General features: G+C 62.6%; 20 protein-coding genes. 10 read left to right on the top strand and 10 right to left on the bottom strand.

Annotated elements, in window-relative coordinates; translation table 11 throughout:
* Positions 1-134: 134 nt before the first annotated feature.
* Positions 135-719: a TetR/AcrR family transcriptional regulator gene (locus tag AC5ZG1_RS21785; protein WP_496134047.1), complete on the top strand. Its 585-nt coding sequence runs from the start codon at positions 135-137 to the stop codon at positions 717-719.
* Positions 720-981: 262 nt separating this feature from the next.
* Here AC5ZG1_RS21785 and AC5ZG1_RS21780 read toward each other — a convergent pair whose 3' ends face one another.
* Both AC5ZG1_RS21780 and AC5ZG1_RS21775 read right to left on the bottom strand, forming a co-directional pair.
* The gene (locus AC5ZG1_RS21780; protein WP_496134046.1) at positions 982-2,355 is read right to left on the bottom strand and encodes a PleD family two-component system response regulator; all 1,374 of its coding nucleotides are present in this window, start codon (positions 2,353-2,355) and stop codon (positions 982-984) included.
* A 15-nt stretch (positions 2,356-2,370) separates the two neighbouring features.
* On the bottom strand, positions 2,371-2,736 hold the full coding sequence (locus AC5ZG1_RS21775) for a response regulator (protein ID WP_027581229.1): 366 nt from the start codon (positions 2,734-2,736) through the stop codon (positions 2,371-2,373).
* Positions 2,737-2,961: 225 nt separating this feature from the next.
* Between AC5ZG1_RS21775 and AC5ZG1_RS21770 the strand changes: the two genes are divergently transcribed.
* A complete protein-coding gene (locus AC5ZG1_RS21770; RefSeq protein WP_028163956.1) occupies positions 2,962-3,261 on the top strand; it encodes a DUF3572 domain-containing protein in 300 nt (99 codons plus the stop codon).
* A complete protein-coding gene (locus AC5ZG1_RS21765; protein ID WP_496134045.1) occupies positions 3,240-4,547 on the top strand; it encodes a DNA polymerase IV in 1,308 nt (435 codons plus the stop codon). Before AC5ZG1_RS21770 ends, AC5ZG1_RS21765 begins: the two co-directional genes overlap by 22 nt.
* A gap of 117 nt (positions 4,548-4,664) precedes the next feature.
* Here AC5ZG1_RS21765 and AC5ZG1_RS21760 read toward each other — a convergent pair whose 3' ends face one another.
* Complete coding sequence (locus AC5ZG1_RS21760) at positions 4,665-5,528, bottom strand: cell envelope integrity EipB family protein (protein WP_456644181.1); 864 nt, start codon at positions 5,526-5,528, stop codon at positions 4,665-4,667.
* A gap of 237 nt (positions 5,529-5,765) precedes the next feature.
* Between AC5ZG1_RS21760 and AC5ZG1_RS21755 the strand changes: the two genes are divergently transcribed.
* The 4 genes from AC5ZG1_RS21755 to AC5ZG1_RS21740 all read left to right on the top strand — a co-directional run bounded on the left by AC5ZG1_RS21755 (position 5,766) and on the right by AC5ZG1_RS21740 (position 8,813).
* Positions 5,766-6,233, top strand: a complete 468-nt coding sequence (locus AC5ZG1_RS21755) for a RidA family protein (RefSeq protein ID WP_130228743.1) — start codon at positions 5,766-5,768, stop codon at positions 6,231-6,233.
* Between the two features lie 3 nt (positions 6,234-6,236).
* Complete coding sequence (locus AC5ZG1_RS21750; protein WP_456644182.1) at positions 6,237-6,989, top strand: glycerophosphodiester phosphodiesterase family protein; 753 nt, start codon at positions 6,237-6,239, stop codon at positions 6,987-6,989.
* A gap of 106 nt (positions 6,990-7,095) precedes the next feature.
* Entirely contained in the window at positions 7,096-8,343 is a 1,248-nt protein-coding gene (locus tag AC5ZG1_RS21745; RefSeq protein WP_456644183.1) for a GNAT family N-acetyltransferase, read from the top strand.
* 47 nt (positions 8,344-8,390) lie between these two features.
* Entirely contained in the window at positions 8,391-8,813 is a 423-nt protein-coding gene (locus AC5ZG1_RS21740) for an HIT domain-containing protein (protein ID WP_130228733.1), read from the top strand.
* A gap of 135 nt (positions 8,814-8,948) precedes the next feature.
* Here the strand turns inward: AC5ZG1_RS21740 and tsaA are convergent, their stop codons facing one another.
* From tsaA to AC5ZG1_RS21720, 4 genes are all read right to left on the bottom strand, one after another.
* A complete protein-coding gene (tsaA, locus tag AC5ZG1_RS21735; protein WP_496134044.1) occupies positions 8,949-9,440 on the bottom strand; it encodes a tRNA (N6-threonylcarbamoyladenosine(37)-N6)-methyltransferase TrmO in 492 nt (163 codons plus the stop codon).
* 60 nt (positions 9,441-9,500) lie between these two features.
* A complete protein-coding gene (locus tag AC5ZG1_RS21730; RefSeq protein ID WP_208822340.1) occupies positions 9,501-9,845 on the bottom strand; it encodes an AzlD domain-containing protein in 345 nt (114 codons plus the stop codon).
* Entirely contained in the window at positions 9,842-10,585 is a 744-nt protein-coding gene (locus AC5ZG1_RS21725; RefSeq protein ID WP_496134043.1) for an AzlC family ABC transporter permease, read from the bottom strand. The genes AC5ZG1_RS21730 and AC5ZG1_RS21725 overlap by 4 nt, the downstream gene beginning before the upstream one ends.
* Positions 10,586-10,818: 233 nt before the next feature.
* The gene (locus tag AC5ZG1_RS21720) at positions 10,819-11,766 is read right to left on the bottom strand and encodes a transglycosylase SLT domain-containing protein (RefSeq protein ID WP_496134077.1); all 948 of its coding nucleotides are present in this window, start codon (positions 11,764-11,766) and stop codon (positions 10,819-10,821) included.
* Positions 11,767-11,850: 84 nt separating this feature from the next.
* On the opposite strand from AC5ZG1_RS21720, the gene AC5ZG1_RS21715 reads away from it, so the two are divergent.
* Both AC5ZG1_RS21715 and AC5ZG1_RS21710 read left to right on the top strand, forming a co-directional pair.
* Positions 11,851-12,498 (top strand): HAD family hydrolase, encoded by a 648-nt coding sequence (locus AC5ZG1_RS21715; RefSeq protein WP_496134042.1) that lies wholly within the window; start codon positions 11,851-11,853, stop codon positions 12,496-12,498.
* Between the two features lie 18 nt (positions 12,499-12,516).
* Entirely contained in the window at positions 12,517-13,452 is a 936-nt protein-coding gene (locus tag AC5ZG1_RS21710) for a glycine/sarcosine/betaine reductase selenoprotein B family protein (RefSeq protein WP_496134041.1), read from the top strand.
* A 56-nt stretch (positions 13,453-13,508) separates the two neighbouring features.
* On the opposite strand, the gene clpA is transcribed toward AC5ZG1_RS21710, so the two are convergent.
* Entirely contained in the window at positions 13,509-15,911 is a 2,403-nt protein-coding gene (gene clpA / locus AC5ZG1_RS21705) for an ATP-dependent Clp protease ATP-binding subunit ClpA (protein ID WP_130228739.1), read from the bottom strand.
* A 277-nt stretch (positions 15,912-16,188) separates the two neighbouring features.
* Positions 16,189-16,524 carry an ATP-dependent Clp protease adapter ClpS gene (gene clpS, locus AC5ZG1_RS21700; protein WP_496134040.1) on the bottom strand — a complete coding sequence of 112 codons (336 nt, stop codon included), beginning with the start codon at positions 16,522-16,524 and terminating at the stop codon, positions 16,189-16,191.
* Between the two features lie 492 nt (positions 16,525-17,016).
* On the opposite strand from clpS, the gene AC5ZG1_RS21695 reads away from it, so the two are divergent.
* Positions 17,017-18,375, top strand: a complete 1,359-nt coding sequence (locus AC5ZG1_RS21695; RefSeq protein ID WP_496134039.1) for a TadE/TadG family type IV pilus assembly protein — start codon at positions 17,017-17,019, stop codon at positions 18,373-18,375.
* A gap of 75 nt (positions 18,376-18,450) precedes the next feature.
* Here AC5ZG1_RS21695 and AC5ZG1_RS21690 read toward each other — a convergent pair whose 3' ends face one another.
* Entirely contained in the window at positions 18,451-18,786 is a 336-nt protein-coding gene (locus AC5ZG1_RS21690; RefSeq protein ID WP_028163972.1) for a phasin family protein, read from the bottom strand.
* Positions 18,787-19,170: the final 384 nt, after the last annotated feature.

The raw sequence follows: 19,170 nt of genomic DNA, 5'->3' as shown, positions 1-19,170 counted from the left end.
TGTTTTTGTTCTCCCTATCGATGGCGGCGCAGCAAGGTCCACCTGCGATTCACGCATTTTTTAGTTACACAGACCTGTGTACCTTGGCTATAAGGGAGGGGTGCTGTCAAGCGAGTGAGATACGGAGCCAACGCATGGCTTCTCCGCACCAGAAACAGACGATGAAGGACCGCATCCTTCAGACCGCCGACCGGCTGTTCTACCTGAAGGGCATTCGCGCCATCGGCGTCGACACGATCTCCGCCGAGATCGGTATCAGCAAGCGCACCCTCTACAATCACTTTCCGTCTAAGGACGCGCTGATCGCGGCCTATCTCGAGCATCGCTTCGTGCAGCCGAAGCCGTCGGACAAGTCACCGGTCGAGCAGATCCTCGGCACCTTCGATGCGCTGGAGCGTCGTTTCGGCGCCAAGGATTTTCGCGGCTGCCCCTTCGTCAACGCGGTCGCCGAACTCGGCGGCGAAGACCAGTCGGTCAAGAAGATCGCCATCGCCTTCAAGGAAAGTCGGCGGCTGTGGTTTCGCGATCGATTGGTCGACCTAGGCGTTGCCGATCCGGAGGGGCTTGCGATCCAACTGCAATTGCTGGTCGATGGCTCGATCGCGCAGGATCTCGTCCGCGACGATCCCGCGATGGCGCGCGCGGCGAAAGATGCGGCGCGGGTGCTGCTGGAGAATGCCGGGGTGAAGGTCAGTAGCCCGGATGAAGCGAAAGCGTAATCCGGGGGCGGACGATGAGCGCACGTGCCCGTGGAGAGAACCCCTCACCCAAACGAGTACGTTGCTGGTACCGGAGCAGTCCTCTCCCACAAGGGGCGAGGGCGCATCAACCGGCACCTGCAAGGCAGGGACGAATTCTGTTCGAACGGCGATGGCGCGTCCTTTCCTTCTCCCCTTGTGGGAGAAGGTGGCGCGCATGCAATGCGCGACGGATGAGGGGTTCTCTCCGCGGGCACGCCGCATCCCGCGCGCTACGGAGCGGCTATGCCGCCGCTGAGACCACCCTGTTCCGGCCATCGTGCTTGGCGCGGTAGAGCGCGTTGTCAGCGCGCTTGAGCACGTCGGAGACCGACTCGCCCTTGCGCTCCAGCGTGGTGAGACCGATCGAGATCGTGACCTCGATGCGGTTGGCGCCCTTGTTGATGGAGAAGGATTCACCGGCGATCGAGCGGCGCAGGCGTTCGGCGACCATGCTGGCGACGTGAAGGTCGGTTTCCGGCATAACGATCACGAATTCCTCGCCGCCATAGCGGCAGGCGAGATCAATGCCGCGGATCGATTTGCGGATCCGTGTCGCGAAGTCGCGCAGGACGTCGTCGCCGGCGTCATGACCATAGGTGTCGTTGATCGCCTTGAAGTAATCGATGTCGAGGATCATCAGCGCCAGCGGCTTGCCGCGGGCGGAGGCCTGTTCGGCGAGGGTCCCCAGATGGCTCTCCATGTAGCGGCGGTTATGCAGCCCGGTCAGCGCGTCCGTGATCGCCATCTCGATCGAGTTCTGCACATTGTCGCGCAGATGATCGGTATAGCGCCGGCGCCGAATTTGCGTGCGCGCCCGCGCCAACAGTTCGTTCTTGTCGATCGGGCGCAGCAGGTAATCGTTGACGCCGATCTCGAGCCCACGCAGCAGCCGCGCATTGTTGTCCGCATCCGAGATGGCGAGGATCGGCAATTGGCGGGTCCGCTCCAGCGAGCGCGCCTGGCTGCAAAGCCGCAGGCCGTCGTAATTGTCGAGGCTGAGCGAGACAATCAGCAGGTCGTAATTGCCCTCGGCGGCATTGAACAGCGCTTCCGCCGGGTTGGTCTCGACATCGACCGTATGCTCGGCCGACAGCATCGGTGCGAGCCGTTCGTAGGACGACGGCCGGTCGTCGACCAGAAGGATGCGGCCGCCAAGCCCCTTGTCGGCAATCGCGCTGCGTTCGGGCGCCTGCATGCCGATCTCGAGCGAGGTGATCGCGCGCATGCGCAATTCATCGGTCATCATCTTCAGTCGCGTCAGCGAGCGCACGCGTGCGATCAGCACGACGTCGGACACCGGTTTGGTCAGGAAGTCGTCTGCGCCGGCTTCCAACCCGCGCACGCGATCGGCGGGGCTGTCGAGCGCGGTGACGATGACGACCGGAATGAAGTGCGTGGCCGGGTTGGACTTGAGGCGGCGGCACACCTCGAAGCCATCCATGTCAGGCATCATGACGTCGAGCAGGATGATATCGCACTCGGCACGACCGCAGATCTGCAGGGCCTCGGCGCCGTTGGAAGCGGTCAGCACGTCGAAATATTCGGCCGACAGTCGTGCTTCCAACAACTTGACGTTCGCGGGAACGTCATCGACCACGAGGATACGCGCAGACATCGAAACTCTACTCCCCTACCCGATAAAGCGTCGGACAGTCTCAATGAATTTGCCGACCGAAATTGGTTTGGACAAATAGGCCTCGCATCCGCCCTCGCGGATGCGTTCCTCATCGCCCTTCATCGCGAACGCGGTGACCGCGACCACCGGGATCTTGCGCAGATCGGGATCATCCTTGATCCAGCGCGTGACTTCGAGCCCGGAGACCTGCGGAAGCTGGATGTCCATCAGGATCAGGTCGGGATGCAGCTTGCGGACCAGATCGAGCGCTTCGAAGCCGTTGCTCGTGCCGGAGGTCTGATAACCGTGCGCCTCCAGCAGGTCGCGAAAGAGCTTCATATTGAGCTCGTTGTCCTCCACGATCAGGACGGTCTTGGCCATCCCGTCCCTCCAAAGCCGTAGGAAACAGTCCCTGATACGGTACGTTCGATACCGCGCTCGGGCGCGTCGAAATGTAAAATCAAACTAGCGCCAGATTCGCTCAAACTCGTTAAGCCCGACGCTATCTTGTGTGGCGTGGTTTCCACTTGCTTGAACAGGTCCGAAAGACTCGGGCATGATGCGTCTCATTAGAGAACATAAGTTAACGGAAAGGCAAACCGGCCGTTGAAAAAGCCTGTTCAAAATCCCCGCGAAGTAGCTGAAATCGTTGCGGTTCAGGCGCTGGGTTTCATCGCCGGCGACCCCGAAAGGCTGGGCCTGTTCCTGGCCGAGACGGGAATCGGCCCGGAGACGCTCCGCTCGGCCGCCTCCGATCCAAAGTTCCTTAGCTCGGTGCTCGATTTCGTGATGCGGGATGATGCGACCGTGCAGGCGTTTGCGAAGGCTTCCGAGCTGCACCCGACCAACATCGCCGCGGCCCACCAGGTCTTGAACGATCCCAAATGGGAACGCGACGTGCCGTGAGCGCTCCGCTCACGAGCAACGGCCCCCGCTGCTTCTGCCGGGATTGTCTCGGCGATCTCGACTTCAAGGCAAGGCGCTGCAGCCGTTGCGGCTCGCCGCGCCTGGTTCGCCATGACGCCCTCCCCCGGCTTGCGCTGGCGCATATCGATTGCGACGCCTTCTACGCCACGGTCGAGAAACGCGACAACCCCGATCTCGCCGACAAGCCCGTCATCATCGGCGGCGGCAAGCGCGGCGTGGTCTCGGCCGCCTGCTACGTCGCGCGGACTTTTGGCGTGCGCTCGGCCATGCCGATGTTCAAAGCACTTGAGCTTTGCCCGTCGGCAACCGTGATCCCGCCGGACATGGCGAAATATGTTCGCGTCGGCCGCGAGGTGCGCCACGCGATGCAGGCGCTGACGCCCCTGGTCGAGCCGTTGTCGATCGACGAGGCCTTCCTCGATCTCTCCGGTACTGAGCGCGTCCATGGCATGATCCCGGCGAAAGTGCTTGCGGGCTTTGCCCGCGACGTCGAGCGCAATATCGGCATCACGGTGTCGGTCGGGCTGTCCTGCAACAAGTTCCTGGCCAAGATCGCGTCCGACCTCGACAAGCCGCGTGGCTTCGCCACGCTCGACCAGGACGAAGCGCGCGAGATGCTCGCGGACAAGCCGGTCGGATTCATCTTCGGCGTCGGCCCTGCGACCCAGGAAAGGCTGATCCATCGCGGCTTTCGCACCATCGCCGACCTGCAGCGCGCGGACGAGAACGAGCTGATGAAGCAGTTCGCCAGCGAAGGCCGAAGGCTATGGCGACTTGCGCGCGGCATCGACGACCGCCGCGTGGTAGCCGATCGCGGCGCCAAGACGATCTCGAGCGAGACCACGTTCGAGAACGACATCCGCGATTTCGTCACGCTGGAAAGGCTGCTGTGGAGATTGTCCGAGAAGGTCTCGGCGCGGCTGAAGAACAGCGAGCTTGCAGGTTCCACCATCACCTTGAAGCTGAAGACCGCCGATTTCCGACCGCGCACCCGCTCGCAATCGATCGCGGCGCCCACCCAGCTCGCCGGAAAGATCTTTGCGGTGTCGCGCGAGATGCTGGCGAAGGAGATCGACGGCACCGCCTTCCGCCTGATGGGCGTCGGCGTCAGCGCGCTGCGGCCGGGATCGGCGGCCGACGACACCGACATGCTCGACCGACGCTCCGCCCATGCCGAGCGCGCAATGGATGACTTGCGCAAGAAGTTCGGAAACGCGGCGGTGATTAGGGGGATTTCTTACAAGGGGCCGGCGAAGGCTGAATAGGCCTCCATCGTCATGGCCGGGCTTGTCCCGGCCATCCACGCCTTCGCGGTGGCGGCAAGAACGTGGATGCCCGGGACAAGCCCGGGCATGACGGCAGAGTACGCCGCGAATAATACCTCACTTACACGGCTTCGAGTCCTTGACGTCGAACTTGCCCATCGCGCCTGATATCACGAAGTCATTGTAATCCAGCACCAGCGCACGGGAGACGCCGTTCTCATAGAGCTCGAACGACATCGCGTAGACCGGCGTCTGCTCGCCATCAACGGCCTTGGCGTCCCGGTCATAGTAGCTCACCGTCACCGGCCAGCGGGTCATCGCTTTCATCGCATCGTTCGTGCTCGAAGCATCGGGCGACGCCGGCGCGCGCTCGGCGGGGATCGGCTGTCCGATTACCGAAAGCGTGTTGTAGACCTTTTCGCCATTGTCGGAGCCGTCATAGACCGTGAGCTCGAGCACGCTCTTGCCCTCGCGCGCAGCAGTGATGATGTGCTGGATCTGCTCGGTCGGAAATACGACTTTGCCGTCGAGCTGAAAGGTCTTCGCCACCGGCTGCTTCAGCTTGACCGTGATGTGGTCGCCCACCCGCTCCGCCACACCATCCACCGGCGCGGAATCGCCGTCGTTCATCCGCGTATCGATCTTGAACCGGTAGCTCTTGCCGGCGGCATCCTCCCAGGACGAAGAGCGCAGGTCGGAGAGCGTAACCTTGCCCTCGCCGCTGTCGAGCTCCGATACCTGGCGGAATTCGGATGTGTAGCCCTCGCAGGTGCTGCCGGAGAAATTGTAGAGGATGCGCCCGCGCACGCCGCTGATCGCGTTGGAACCACGCGACTTCACGAGATTGAGCTCGTAGAGCGCCTGATGCGACAGAAACGGCACCGTTCCGGCCGTCGCCGCTCCGTTGGTGAATCCCGATCCTGCGGCTACGGCAATAGTCATCGCCAAAACGCGCGGCGGAATCCGGAACAGGCGGGCCATGTATATCCCTTTAGGAAACGGGCGATTCGTCACAATAGTGACGGCTCTATTGCGCCGCAACTGGGGCAGTTTCACAAAAAGGTAACGCCAAGGACGCGAGTGACGCGTTTTCAGCATATTTCACCGCGGTTTACGCAGCAAAGCGCCGTCCTTGACCGATCCGCGGCCGACTTGAAAGCGGCGGCGCGATGCGCGAAACAGCGCGCCCTGATTGTCACTGAACCGGGGACGGAAAACATGGCAGGTACGGTCGAACAGAAACTGGCGGCACAGGGCATTACCCTGCCCGAGCCCGCTGCTCCCGTGGCGAACTATGTCGGCTTCGTCCGGACCGGCAACCTGCTGTTCGTCTCCGGCCAGCTTTGCTTCGATGGCCAGGGCAAGCTGATCGCCAAGGGCAAGCTCGGCGCCGGCGTCACCCTCGAGCAGGGTCAGGCCGCCGCCCGCGGCTGCGCGATCAACCTGTTTGCGCAGATCAAGGCCGCGCTCGGCGACCTCGACAAGGTCGCGCGCGTGGTGCGGCTCGGCGGCTTCATCAATTCGACACCCGACTTCCTGGACGCACCGAAGGTGCTGAACGGCGCCTCAGACCTGATGGTGGCCGCCTTCGGCGACAAGGGCCGGCACGCCCGCACCACCGTTGGCGTCGCTTCGCTGCCGGCGGACGCCGCTGTGGAAGTCGAAGGATTGTTCGAGGTCATCTGAGCGATGCGGGCCCCCGACTGGCTGACGGCACGGCCGGTCGCCCATCGCGGCCTGCATGATGCCGCGCGCGGCATCATCGAGAACATGCCGGCGGCGGCAGAGGCGGCCATCGCGGGCAATTTCACCATCGAGTGCGATATCCAGCTTACCGCCGACGGCGAGGCCATGGTGCATCACGACGATGCGCTTGGCCGGCTCACCGACGGCGCGGGCCTCCTGCTCACCAAGACGGCGACCGAACTGAAGACCGTCAGGTTCAAGGACACCGCGGAGCGCATGATGTCGCTCGGCGACCTCTGCGCGCTGGTTGCCGGCCGCGTGCCGCTCCTGGTCGAGGTGAAGAGCCATTTCGATGGCGACCGCAAATTGGTGAAGCGGATGGCCGAGGTGCTGAGCAGCTATGCCGGCCCCGTGGTCGGCATGTCCTTTGATCCGGACCAGGTGCTGGCGCTGCGCGAGATCATGCCAAGACTTCATCGTGGCATCACCGCCCAGCGCAATTATGACGACGGGTATTGGGCCAAGCTCACGCCGGCACAGCGCGACAGCATGCTGTACCTGCGCCACGGCTTTCGCACCGAGCCGCATTTCGTCGCCTTTTGGGTCGAGCAGTTGCCGGCGCCCGCTCCCTGGATCGCCCGAAACCTGTTCGGCTGCCCGCTTCTGGCCTGGACCGTGCGCACGGCGGAGCAGCGCGCGAAAGCGGCACGCTATGCCGACCAGATGATCTTCGAAGGTTTCATGCCGGGAACCTGAGATGTGGCTGGCGGCCTTGAAGTCGGCATTGCGATGCACGATCTTTCCAAGGCGCAGGTCACCATGGGCGATGGCCGCTCGCACAGGGGACCGGTTCAAATTCTCAATGGCCTCATCTGAAATCACCCTCGAAGCCGTTCCGTCCGTCAGCGACATCAAGGCTGCCGATTGGGACGCTTGTGCCAATCCGACGGTCGATCCCACCTCGCTCGACGCCCTCGACACGCTGGCTTTACCCAGTTCCGGAGGTCTTGCGTGCATCCATGCAAGACCTTCCTATAACCCATTCGTTTCACATGCCTTTTTTGCAGCGTTGGAGGCCTCTGGCTCGGCCGTTGCGCGGACCGGCTGGGGGCCGCGGCATCTGCTGGCCAGGCTGGATGGCGAGATCGCCGGGATCGTCCCCTGCTATCTCAAGTCCCACTCGCAGGGCGAATACGTTTTCGATCGCGGCTGGGCGGACGCCTATGAGCGCGCCGGCGGCCGGTATTATCCGAAGCTCCAGGTGTCGGTCCCCTTCACGCCGGCCACCGGGCCCCGCCTCCTGCTTCGCAACGGCATCCCCCGTGAGCAGATCAGGTCGGCGCTTGCCCATGGCCTGATGGCGCTGTGCGAGGCCACCGAGGCCTCCTCCGTGCACGTGACCTTCGCAGGCGAGGACGAAGCAAAGTTTCTGGGCGGACATGGTTTCCTGCAGCGGACCGACCAGCAGTTCCACTGGCACAACGCCGGCTTCAAGAGCTTCGACGATTTCCTCGCCACGCTGAATTCGCGCCACCGCAAGGCGATCAAGCGCGAGCGGCGCGAGGCGCTTGCGGCTGGTGTGACGATCCACTGGCTAACTGGCGAGGAGATCACCGAGGATGCGTGGGACGCGTTCTTCGACTTCTACATGGAGACCGGCTCGCGCAAATGGGGCCGGCCGTACCTGAACCGGAAATTCTTCTCGCTGATCGGCCAGAGCATGGCCAAGGACGTGCTGCTGGTGATGGCCAAGCGCAATGGACGCTGGATTGCGGGCGCCATCAACTTCATCGGTTCGGACACGCTGTTCGGCCGCAACTGGGGCGCGATGGAGCACCATCCGTTCCTGCATTTCGAGGTCTGCTACTATCAGGCGATCGACTTCGCCATCCAGAACGGATTGAAGGTGGTCGAGGCCGGCGCGCAAGGCGAGCACAAGCTCGCACGCGGATATTTGCCGCAGACGACCTATTCCGCCCACTATATCGCGGACCCAGGTCTGCGCCGGGCGATCGCCGATTACCTCAAGCGCGAGCGCGCCTATGTCGCCGAGGTCGGCCGTGAGCTCACTGACGCTGGCCCGTTCCGCAAGGGCGGCGACGAGGCTTGAGCTTTCTGCTAGGACCCGAGAACTTCAGACTGATGTGAGGAACCGCCATGCCCGCCTATGACCCCCAAAATCCCTTCGCAAAGATCCTGCGCGGCGAATTCCCCTGCTACAAGGTCTACGAAAATGAGTACGTGCTGGCCTTCCTCGACATCATGCCGCGCTCGCCCGGCCATACGCTCGTGATCCCGAAGGCCCCCGCCCGCAACATCCTCGACATCTCGCCCGACGATTACGCCCATGTCGCGCGCGCCGCCCACAAGATCGCCGCAGCGGCGATGAAAGCCTTTCAGGCCGACGGCATCACCGTGCAGCAGTTCAACGAGCCAGCCGGCGGCCAGGTCGTCTTCCACCTCCACATGCATGTGATGCCGCGCCAGGACGGCGTCGCGCTGTTGCCGCCTGCAAGCCGCAAGGAGGATGCGAAGGTGCTGGAGGACAATGCGACCAAGCTGATCGCCGCGCTGGGGTAACGGCTCTCTCCACTCGTCATTCCGGGATGCGCCGTCAGGCGCAGGCCCGGAATCCATTGGACCACATGCGCTGCGGCGAAATGGATTCCGGGCTCGCGCTGCGCGCGCCCCGGAATGACGACCGGGACGAGAAAATCACTCCGTCTCGAAATCGCCGGGCTGTGGCGGCGCGAGCGGCGTGAACTCGCAGCGGTCGGGCTTGACGTCGAGCAGCGGCGTCTCGTCGAGACAGTCCAATCCGCGCACCAGGATGACGTTGCCCTCGACGCCGACCAGCTTCACGATCGAGGTCGCGATCGGGTTCGGTCGCACCGGGGAGCGAAGCGAGAAGGCGCCGCGGGTCTTGCCGTTGCTCTTCGGGCTCTGCAGCACGAGGTCGCGGCGCGACTGGTGCAGCCAGTAGAGCACTTCGAGATTTTCGTAGAAATCGACGCCCTTGATGGCGGGCACCCAGGGCTCGAAAATCTCCAGACGACAGACGGGCCCGTCCTGGCGGCCTTGGCGCGGCGTCGTCAGCCGCGAGGTCCAGGGCGTGCGGATGCGGCCGATGAAGATCAGGCCGGCGTCCTGCGCCGGGGGCATCTCGACGGCGACTTCGCCCGGGCGTATCTCACCTTCTCGAACCATGTCTCAATCCACAGATAGCAGCTTGCCGATCGACAGTAGCGCATTGCGCGGCGGCTGCAATCAGCCGAGCCACCATTGGCCGCCGACCAGGATCACTTCGCCGATTGCAACGCCTGCGAAGATCGACCTCCGCGACAGCATGAACGCGGCGAATCCTGCGGCCACGGCCCCATAGCGCAACAGGGCCGGAACGCTTGCGAGCGCGCCGGGCGGCTGCACCACGATCTGGGCGATGACGCCGGCGAGAATCGCGGTCGCGACTGCCCTCACCCACACGAGAAGCTCCGAGCCCTCATCGAGTCCGCCGCCGAACCACAGGCCCAGCATGCGCCAGATCTGGTTGGGGATCACGCCGGCCACGAACAGGACCACGAGCGCGTGCCAGTCGCCGATGAAGGTGCTCATGCGATCGCCTTTGCCCTTGCCCGGTGTACGCCATAGGCGACGGTGCCGGCGACGACGCCACTGACCAGGATGTCGAGGCCGCTGTTGAGCAGCGTCGCCAATGGATACAGTGCCAGTCCGAGCGCGAGCGCGATGCCGTCGGCCAGCTCGCGGCAATTGCGCGCGGTCGAGAACAGGAACGCCAGGGGCGTCAGCATCAGGATCGCCGCGGCGAAAAGCTGCGAAAGATTGGCCGCCAGCAAATAGCCGATCGTGTTGGCCACCACTGAGAGAAAGACCAATCCGCAGCCGAGCCCATGAATGAAGGCGATGCGGCGCTCCCGCGGCACCTGTGGCAGAAAGCGATGGCATTCGACCCACAGCGTCACCGCGGTGAGATGCGCCACCAGGATCAGGTGCCGCCGTTTTGTCTTTGGCGTCCGCATCATTGGCAAGACTGACACCACCATCGGAAACAGGCGGATGGCGCTGACGCTCACCGCAATCGCCGACTGCAGGATGGTCGCGCCGGAGCCCAACGTCGACACCAGGATGATCTGCGCCGGTCCAGCCCAGACGAACACCGTGCTCGCCAAGGTCCAGGCCAGCGAGAAATGCGTGTCATGCGCCAACGCCCCGATGCCGAGATAGGTCGCAAACAGCACCAGCGCCAGGATGGTCGAGCCGACCGACCGCACGCCCCAGAAGAAGGCGCGGAACGAGCTGTGCCATTGCGGAGAATCAAGCGGAGGAAGCGCCACGGAGGACCGGAGAGAGGTTTGAATTGAGCGGCATAGGGCTGATGAAGCCGGGCCACGTCAAGCAAGCGGGTATCAGGGCTGGCATGCAGCCGCGCCCCAACATCATTGCGAGCCACCGGGTCGGCGCGTAGCGCCGCCCGATGACAGGCTCCGCGAAGCAATCCATGCCGCCGCTTGCGGAGAGATGGATTGCTTCGTCGCTTTCGCTCCTCGCAATGACGAATCTTGCCCGCTCACACCCTGTTCCGTAACACAAAACAGGCGCCGCCAGCTTTGCGGATGCGGTTACAGAGATTGTCGGCCTCGGGCCGCGTGTCGGCGCCGATGCGCACCTGATAGAAGGTGGCGGTCCCGCGCGTGCGCAGGGGTGCGCTGAACAGGCTCGGGTCCTGATCACCGATCACGGCGCTCAGGCTCTTCATCGCGCGCGCATACATCGCGAGCGCCTTGTCACGGTTGAAGCCAGCGGCAAGCTGAACGCCCCAGACCTTTGCAGCGGCGAGCGTAACGTGCCGTTCAAGGCCGGCAACGAACGGGTTCGGCGCGCGCTTCAAGAGCGCCATCAATTCGCGGCAGCTCGAGGTCTGCGGGCGTGTGGGCACCTTGCCATTGCGGGCGGCGGACGCCCATTCGTCGACGCTGGAGCCGGTGATCGCGTATACATAGTTGCGCGTTTCCTGCGGCATGTAGCCGGTGCCGGCGAGCCAGTCCTGCACGCGGCGCGGACCGGCATTGTAGGCTGCGGCGGCAAGGCCGAGATTGCCGAACTGGCTGCGAAGCTCGCTGAGGAATTCGGCCGACTTCGGCAGCGCCTGCACGGGATTGAAGGGATCGAGCAGGCCGCGCTCGTTCGCCGTTCCCGGCATGAACTGCGCGATGCCCTGCGCGCGCTGGCCGTTCCGCGTCATCGGGCCCACCGCATCGGGCTGAAACCGGCTCTCCTGCCAGATCACGCGGGCAAAGAATTCGAGCGGCAGATCGTTCGCCCGTGCAGCAGATTCGATCATCAGGCACATCGCCTCCCGCGCCTCGCTCTCGCGCGCGGTCTCAGACTTTTCCGGGGGTTGCGCGAGTTCCTCGACGCTCGGGTGCACGACGTGGCTGTCAGGCTCCTCGGCCGCCGCCGGTGCCAGCCACAGCAAGATCGCGAAAGCGGCACTGAAATGCGGGATTATTCGCATCATCTCAGACCTGACAAATCAGTCCTTGACTTAGGCGGCGGGCCAACTAGCAAACTTGGGCATTATCAACGCCCCAGGGCCGAAATGCGCACAATCTATTTTGATCTCGACGGCACGTTGACCAATCCCAAGCCCGGGATCACCCGTTCGATCCAATATGCCCTCGAGCGACTGGGCCAGGCGATCCCAAGCGAAGACGAATTGACCTGGTGCATCGGCCCTCCCCTGCACGCGAGCCTGAAGAAACTGGTCGGCAGCGATGCGCTCGCAGATCGGGCATTGACACTTTATCGCGAGCGGTTCGCCGATATCGGCCTGTTCGAGAACGAGACCTATCACGGCATCCAGGAGACGCTGTCCGCGCTGGCCGCCTCGCATCCGCGCATGTTCATCGCCACCAGCAAGCCCGCGGTCTATGCCGAGCGGATCATCGACCATTTCGGCCTGCGTCCCTATTTCGAACAGGTGTTCGGCTCGGAGCTCGACGGCACGCGCACCGACAAGACCGAGCTGCTGCGGCATGCGCTCGATACGGCGAAGGTGGATCCCACGCAGGCGATCATGATCGGCGACCGCAGCCACGATATCGTCGGCGCGCGGAGCAACGGCATGACGGCCATCGGCGTCCTCTACGGCTATGGCAGCGAAAAGGAGCTGAAGGGCGCCGGCGCACATCATATCTGCGCGACCCATCCGAATTTGCTCGACCATTGCCTGTCGCTTCCGGCTTGATCACTCGGAGCACACGAGATGACAACAACGTCCGACCAGCAGCTCGACTTCGCACCCGACGACGATGCGCCGATCGGCTACATGAAACGCACGCGCGACTACTATGCGGCCATCGGCTACACGACGCCCTACCGCTGGGCGCATTACACCAGCGCGCCGTTCCAGCCGCTGCGCAAGTCGCTCGCCGAATCCCGCGTCACCATCATCACCACGGCGGCGCCGTTCGATCCCGCCAAGGGCGATCAGGGACCGGGGGCGAAATATAACGGCGGCGCCAAGTTTTATCAGGTCTATGACGGCGACACATCGAAGCAGCACGATCTGCGCATTTCCCATATCGCCTATGACCGCGTGCACAGCTCGGCCGAGGACAGCGGCACCTGGTTCCCGTTGCCGCAATTGCGGCGGCTGGCGCAGGAAGGACGGATCGGCGAGATCGCGCCGCGCTTCTTCGGCGCGCCCACCAACCGCAGCCACCGCGTCACCATTGAGACCGATGCGCCGGACATCCTGGCGCGCTGCCGCGCTGATGGCGTCGATGCCGCGGTGCTTGTGCCGAATTGCCCGGTGTGCCACCAGACCGTCAGCCTGGTGGCACGGCATCTCGAAGCGAACGGCATTTCGACCGTCGTGATGGGCTGCGCGAAGGATATCGTCGAGCACGCCGCCGTGCCGCGCTTCCTGTTCAGCGATTTCCCGCTCGGCAATTCAGCCGGCAAGCCGCAGGACCCGGCTTCGCAGGCATTCACGTTCGAGCTCGCGCTGCGTGTGCTTGAGTCCGCGCCGGGACCGCAGACCACCGTGCAGTCGCCGCTGCGTTGGAGCGCAGACCATTCCTGGAAGCGCGACTACAGCAACGCCGATGCGCTGAGCGCCGAAGAGCTTGCCCGGCTCCGCCGCGAGTTCGACGCGCAGAAGGAAATCGCGAAGGGTATTCGCGAGAGCGCGGCGTAATCCGAAATAAAAAGGCCGGCTTGTGGCCGGCCTTTTCAAAATCGATCAGAACACCGTCAGACTTTCACCAGCGGTCCGCGCGCCGGCCCCTTCGAGCCACCACCGCCATTGGGACCGCCCGGCTTCGGCTTGCGCTTGCGAGCGCCGGGGAGCTTCTCCGGCTTCGGCGTGACCGGGCCTTCGACGAACTCGAAGCCGATCTTGTCTTTGCCGGTCGCCTCGTCCTTGACCAGGATGACACGGACATGGCCGCCGCCCTTGAGATGACCGAACAGCACTTCATCGGCCAGCGGCTTCTTGATGTGCTCCTGGATCACCCGCGCCATCGGGCGGGCACCCATCTGCTCATCATAGCCGTTCTCGATCAGCCAGGCCTTTGCGGGCTCGGACAGTTCGATGGTAACGTCGCGGTCCGCAAGCTGCGCCTCGAGCTGAAGCACGAACTTCTCGACCACCATGCCGATCACGTCGGCATTAAGATGCGCAAAGGAGACGATCGCATCCAGCCGGTTGCGGAATTCCGGCGCGAACTGGCGATTGATCGCCTCGTGGTCGTCGCCTTCCCGCTTGCTGCGCGTGAAGCCGAACGCCTGCCTGGCGAGATCCGCCGCGCCGGCATTCGTGGTCATGATCAGGATCACGTTGCGGAAGTTGACCTGCTTGCCGTTATGGTCGGTCAGCCTGCCGTGATCCATGATCTGCAGCAACACGTTGTAGAGATCCGGATGCGCCTTCTCGATTTCGTCGAGCAGCACCACGCAATGCGGATGCTGGTCCACGCCGTCGGTCAACAGGCCGCCCTGGTCGAAGCCGACATAGCCGGGAGGTGCACCGATCAGGCGCGACACCGTGTGCCGCTCCATGTATTCGGACATGTCGAAGCGCAGCAGCTCGACGCCGAGCGACGCCGCAAGCTGTTTTGCCACCTCGGTCTTGCCGACGCCGGTCGGGCCCGAGAACAGGTAGCAGCCGATCGGCTTTTCTGGTTCGCGCAAGCCGGCACGCGCCAGCTTGATCGAGGCCGACAGCGACTCGATCGCCTTGTCCTGACCGAACACCACGCGCTTCAGGGTCTGCTCGAGATGCTTCAGCACCTCGGCATCGTCCTTCGACACGCTCTTGGGCGGAATCCGCGCCATGGTCGCGATCGTGGTCTCGATCTCCTTGATGCCGATCGTCTTCTTGCGCTTGTTCTCGGCAACCAGCATCTGCGCTGCACCGGACTCGTCGATCACGTCGATCGCCTTGTCAGGCAATTTGCGATCGTGGATGTACCGCGACGAAAGCTGCACCGCCGCCTCGATCGCCTCATTGGTGTATTTCAGCCGATGGTAATCCTCGAAATAGGGTTTGAGGCCCTTGAGGATCGCAATCGCATCTTCCACCGTCGGCTCGTTAACGTCGATCTTCTGGAACCGGCGCACCAGGGCGCGGTCCTTCTCGAAATGCTGGCGGTATTCCTTGTAGGTCGTCGAGCCCATGCAGCGGATGGTGCCCGAAGCCAGCGCGGGCTTGAGCAGGTTGGACGCATCCATCGCGCCGCCCGACGTGGCGCCGGCGCCGATCACGGTATGGATTTCGTCGATGAACAGGATCGCGTTCGGGTGCGCCTCGAGTTCCTTCAGCACCTGCTTCAGGCGCTCCTCGAAATCACCGCGATAGCGCGTACCGGCAAGCAGCGTTCCCATGTCCAGCGAGAACACGGTGGCCGCGGCCAGCACTTCCGGCACTTCGCTGTCGACGATGCGCTTGGCCAGTCCCTCCGCGATCGCGGTCTTGCCGACGCCGGCTTCGCCGACGAACAGCGGATTGTTCTTCTGCCGGCGGCATAGCACCTGGATCGCGCGGCTGATCTCGGCATTGCGCCCGATCACCGGATCGATCTTGCCGTCACGCGCCTTCTTGTTGAGGTTGACGCAATAGGTCTCGAGCGCCTCGCCCTTCTTCTTGGCGTCCTCATTGCCCTTGGCCTCGGTCTCCTCGTCGACGCCGCGCACCGGCCGCGCCTCGGAGACGCCCGGCCGCTTGGCGATGCCGTGGCTGATGTAGTTGACCGCGTCGTAGCGCGTCATGTCCTGCTCTTGCAGGAAATAGGCAGCGTGGCTTTCGCGCTCGGCGAAGATCGCGATCAGCACATTGGCGCCGGTCACTTCTTCGCGACCCGAGGACTGCACATGGATCACCGCGCGCTGGATCACGCGCTGGAAACCGGCGGTCGGCTTCGCGTCATCGGCGCCATCAGTCACAAGGTTTTCGAATTCGGTCTCAAGATAGTTGACGAGACTGGTCCTGAGCTTGTCGAGATCAACGCTGCAGGCCCGCATCACCGCGGCCGCATCCGAGTCATCGATCAGCGACAGCAGAAGGTGTTCAAGCGTCGCGTATTGATGGTGACGCTCGTTTGCAATCGCCAATGCACGATGCAGGGATTGTTCAAGGCTTTGGGAAAAAGTAGGCATTCGCTTCCTCTGTGGCCCCCGGCCATCATGATCGCCATTGCCCGGTCAGGCAACAACAACCTTCGTCATCCCCTGTCATATAGTCACGCACGATCGTGGCGAAAGCCCGGCTTCGCGCAGCGGCCAGCCAATCGAGCAAAGGCGCCGCGACCGAGAGCCACATCCCTCCAGTCAGCGGGAACACCATCCGCTTCCATCGGGCAAAGCGCTTCCATCATGCGAATTAAATGCAAGACCCGTTCCGCTCGTGGCGGGTCTGCTAGACGCTGGGCCCGGTTTACTTCTTTTCCATCACACATTGCAGCGGATGCTGGTGCTTCCGCGCAAAATCCATCACCTGGGTCACCTTGGTCTCGGCGATCTCATAGGTGAAAACCCCGCACTCCCCGATGCCATGGTGGTGGACGTGTAGCATGATCTTGGTCGCCGCTTCCGCGTCCTTGTTGAAGAACTTCTCTAAGACATGAACGACGAACTCCATCGGAGTGTAGTCATCGTTCAAGATCAGGACGCGGTACAAATTCGGGCGCTTGGTCTTCGGCTTGACCTTGGTAATGACCGAAGTGGACGGACCTCCGGTGGTCCCCCCATTACGGCCCTCATCGTTGCTCATCCGGGGCGCTGATGGCGCGGCAAGCGCCGATATGGGCGAATTGGTTGCAAAAACTGTCTGCGACATGGCTCAGGCGTTCGACATCCCCAAAGGAAACACGCAACGCACTTGGAGGTTGCGCAACGCCGAAAACAGCCGTCACGGAACTTCCAGCACGCTCGAGAGATCGCCGTTTCCCGGTCCGATCCTTTGCTGGTCGGCAAAAGGCAATATGGGCCCGGCTTTGTCCCGCTGCAAGCACAGATGCGTGGCTCACACGGGGCCGGCCGGCCCGACTCCCGGGTCTCGACGCTCATGCGAAGGTTAATCGTTTCTGGCGGGTTTGACAAAGGAAGCCGACTACTCGTTTAGCGACCATTGACAATAGGTCCGCTTTCGTCCCCGTCGTTCGGCTTTTGCCTTGGCTTTGACCCGTTTTTATGAGGACCGGTTTACCACCTATTTAGCGGCGCACTGAGAAATGGCGGCACCAACCAGATTGCGGTGAACGCCATGTCCGTTACAGCCATTTTCGACCGCCTTCGTACAGCGGCCCGCCGGTTCGCCGGCGCGGATCAAGGGAATATAGCGGTAATTTTTGCCTTGGCTGCGGTTCCGATCATCACCCTCGTCGGTGCCGCGATCGACTATTCCCGCGCCAACAGCGCCCGCTCCTCGATGCAGGCGGCGCTCGACTCGACGGCGCTGATGGTGGCGAAAGATCTGACCGACGGCAGGATATCGACCTCGGACGTCACCACGGCGGCGCGGAAATATTTCGCCGCGCTCTACACTAACCCCGATGCCCAATCGGTGACGATCAACGCGAGTTATACGCAGAATACCGGAAACGGCTCGACCATCAAGGTCGATGGCTCCGGCAGCGTGAATACCGAATTCTTGAAGTTCGCGAGCCTTGACACTCTCGGCTTCAACCTCAGCTCCACCTCTCTCTGGGGCACGGTTCGGATGCGGGTTGCGCTGGTACTCGACGTGACCGGTTCGATGCAGAACGACGGCAAGATGGCCGCCCTGAAGCCTGCCGCAAAGGCCCTGATCGATCAGCTCGCTGCGCTCGCAAAGAATCCAGGCGATGTCTACATCTCGCTCGTTCCGTTCGCCAAGGAGGTCAACGCCGGTCCCGGCAACTACAATCAACCCTGGATCAACTGGAGCGAGTGGGATGCGGTCAATGGGACCTGCAGCAACACCTCCTATAAGAACAGCAGCAGTTGCACCGCCGCCGGCAAGACCTGGAAGACGAACAATCACACCACCTGGAACGGCTGCGTGACGGACCGCGACCAGGACTACGATACGCTGAATACCACACCAACCATCAACACTTCTCTCCCGTCCACTCGGTTCTACGCCGATCAGTATGACGCATGCCCGCCCCAACTGATGCCACTCACCTATGATTTTGCCGCCCTGAAGACCAAGGTCGATTCCCTCGTACCCAATGGCGGCACCAATCAGCCGATCGGAATCGCGTGGGGATGGCAGTCCCTCACCCAAGGCGCGCCGCTCAATGCACCCGCCGAGGATCCCAACTACACCTATCAGAAGGTCCTGATCGTGATGTCCGACGGTCTGAACACCCAGGACCGCTGGCCATCATACGGAAACGGCCAAGTCCAATTTAATGGCCAGATCGACGCCCGCCAGCGCATTCAGTGCGACAACATCAAGGGTCAGGGCATCACCATCTATACGATGCACGTGAATACCAATGGTGATCCAACATCCCAAATTCTGAAGTACTGTGCCAGCAGCTCAGACAAATTCTCAACCGTGACGTCCTCAACCCAGATCATGACGGCCTTCACTTCGATCGGGAACTCGCTGTCCAAGCTGCGTGTCGCGCGGTAGCTCCCCGTCCCCTCGACGAACAGAAAAGCCCGGCCGAAGGCCGGGCTTTTCGTTTGGAAACTAAGGTAGCGCCGATTAATGCGTCGGGTTGAATCTAGCGACCAGGCCCTCGAAGGGCTTGAAAGTCTGCTTGGCGCAGTCGCTGTAGAGGCCGGCGATCTTCTGCGATTCGGCAACGAAGGTCTCGTAGGCCGAGCGGGCATACTCGGTCTGGGCTTCCAGCGCTTTCTCGAGCGACTTCACGCCGGACAGCTTTTCCACAAACGACTTGGTGTCCTCGAACGACTTCTTCGCGTAGTCGCCATAGGCGGTCGCGATCGCCTGGACGCCGCTCTGCAGATTGTTCGCCGAAGCTGTGATCGTCTCAATCTGCTCTTTTCCGTAGTTCTGAATGTCTTCAACCTTGACCATTGGAATCCTTTCCCAAGACTTTTTGCGCAAACCCATTGTCGGCACGGAGCCGACTCCCCGAACGCGCCGTCAAACTAGTGCGGCGCACAATCAAGTCAAGCGATATTGTGCATTGCACAAATTGTTCGAATTTGCCGAAAACCCCGGGTCTTTACGCAACGCTTAATTAAGCTTTTGGAAACTCGGCAGGCCTAACCTTGATTCCCGAACGGGTTCATCTTCCGACAAGCAGCCTGAAAACTGTTTGTGAACAGCATCTTAGCCAGAACAGCGACCCTGGCCGGCCGATGCAACCGGAGCCTCGTTTCCGGAAGCCATCGTCGAACAGGGTGATGTCAGCGGCCCGGCGGGCACAATTTTGCCCCACGGGCCGGTGATCAAGAT

It is taken from the genome of Bradyrhizobium sp. Leo78, assembly GCF_059512425.1.
The sequence above is the reverse complement of the archived record's forward strand: the minus strand, read 5'-3'. Positions and strand labels throughout refer to the sequence as shown.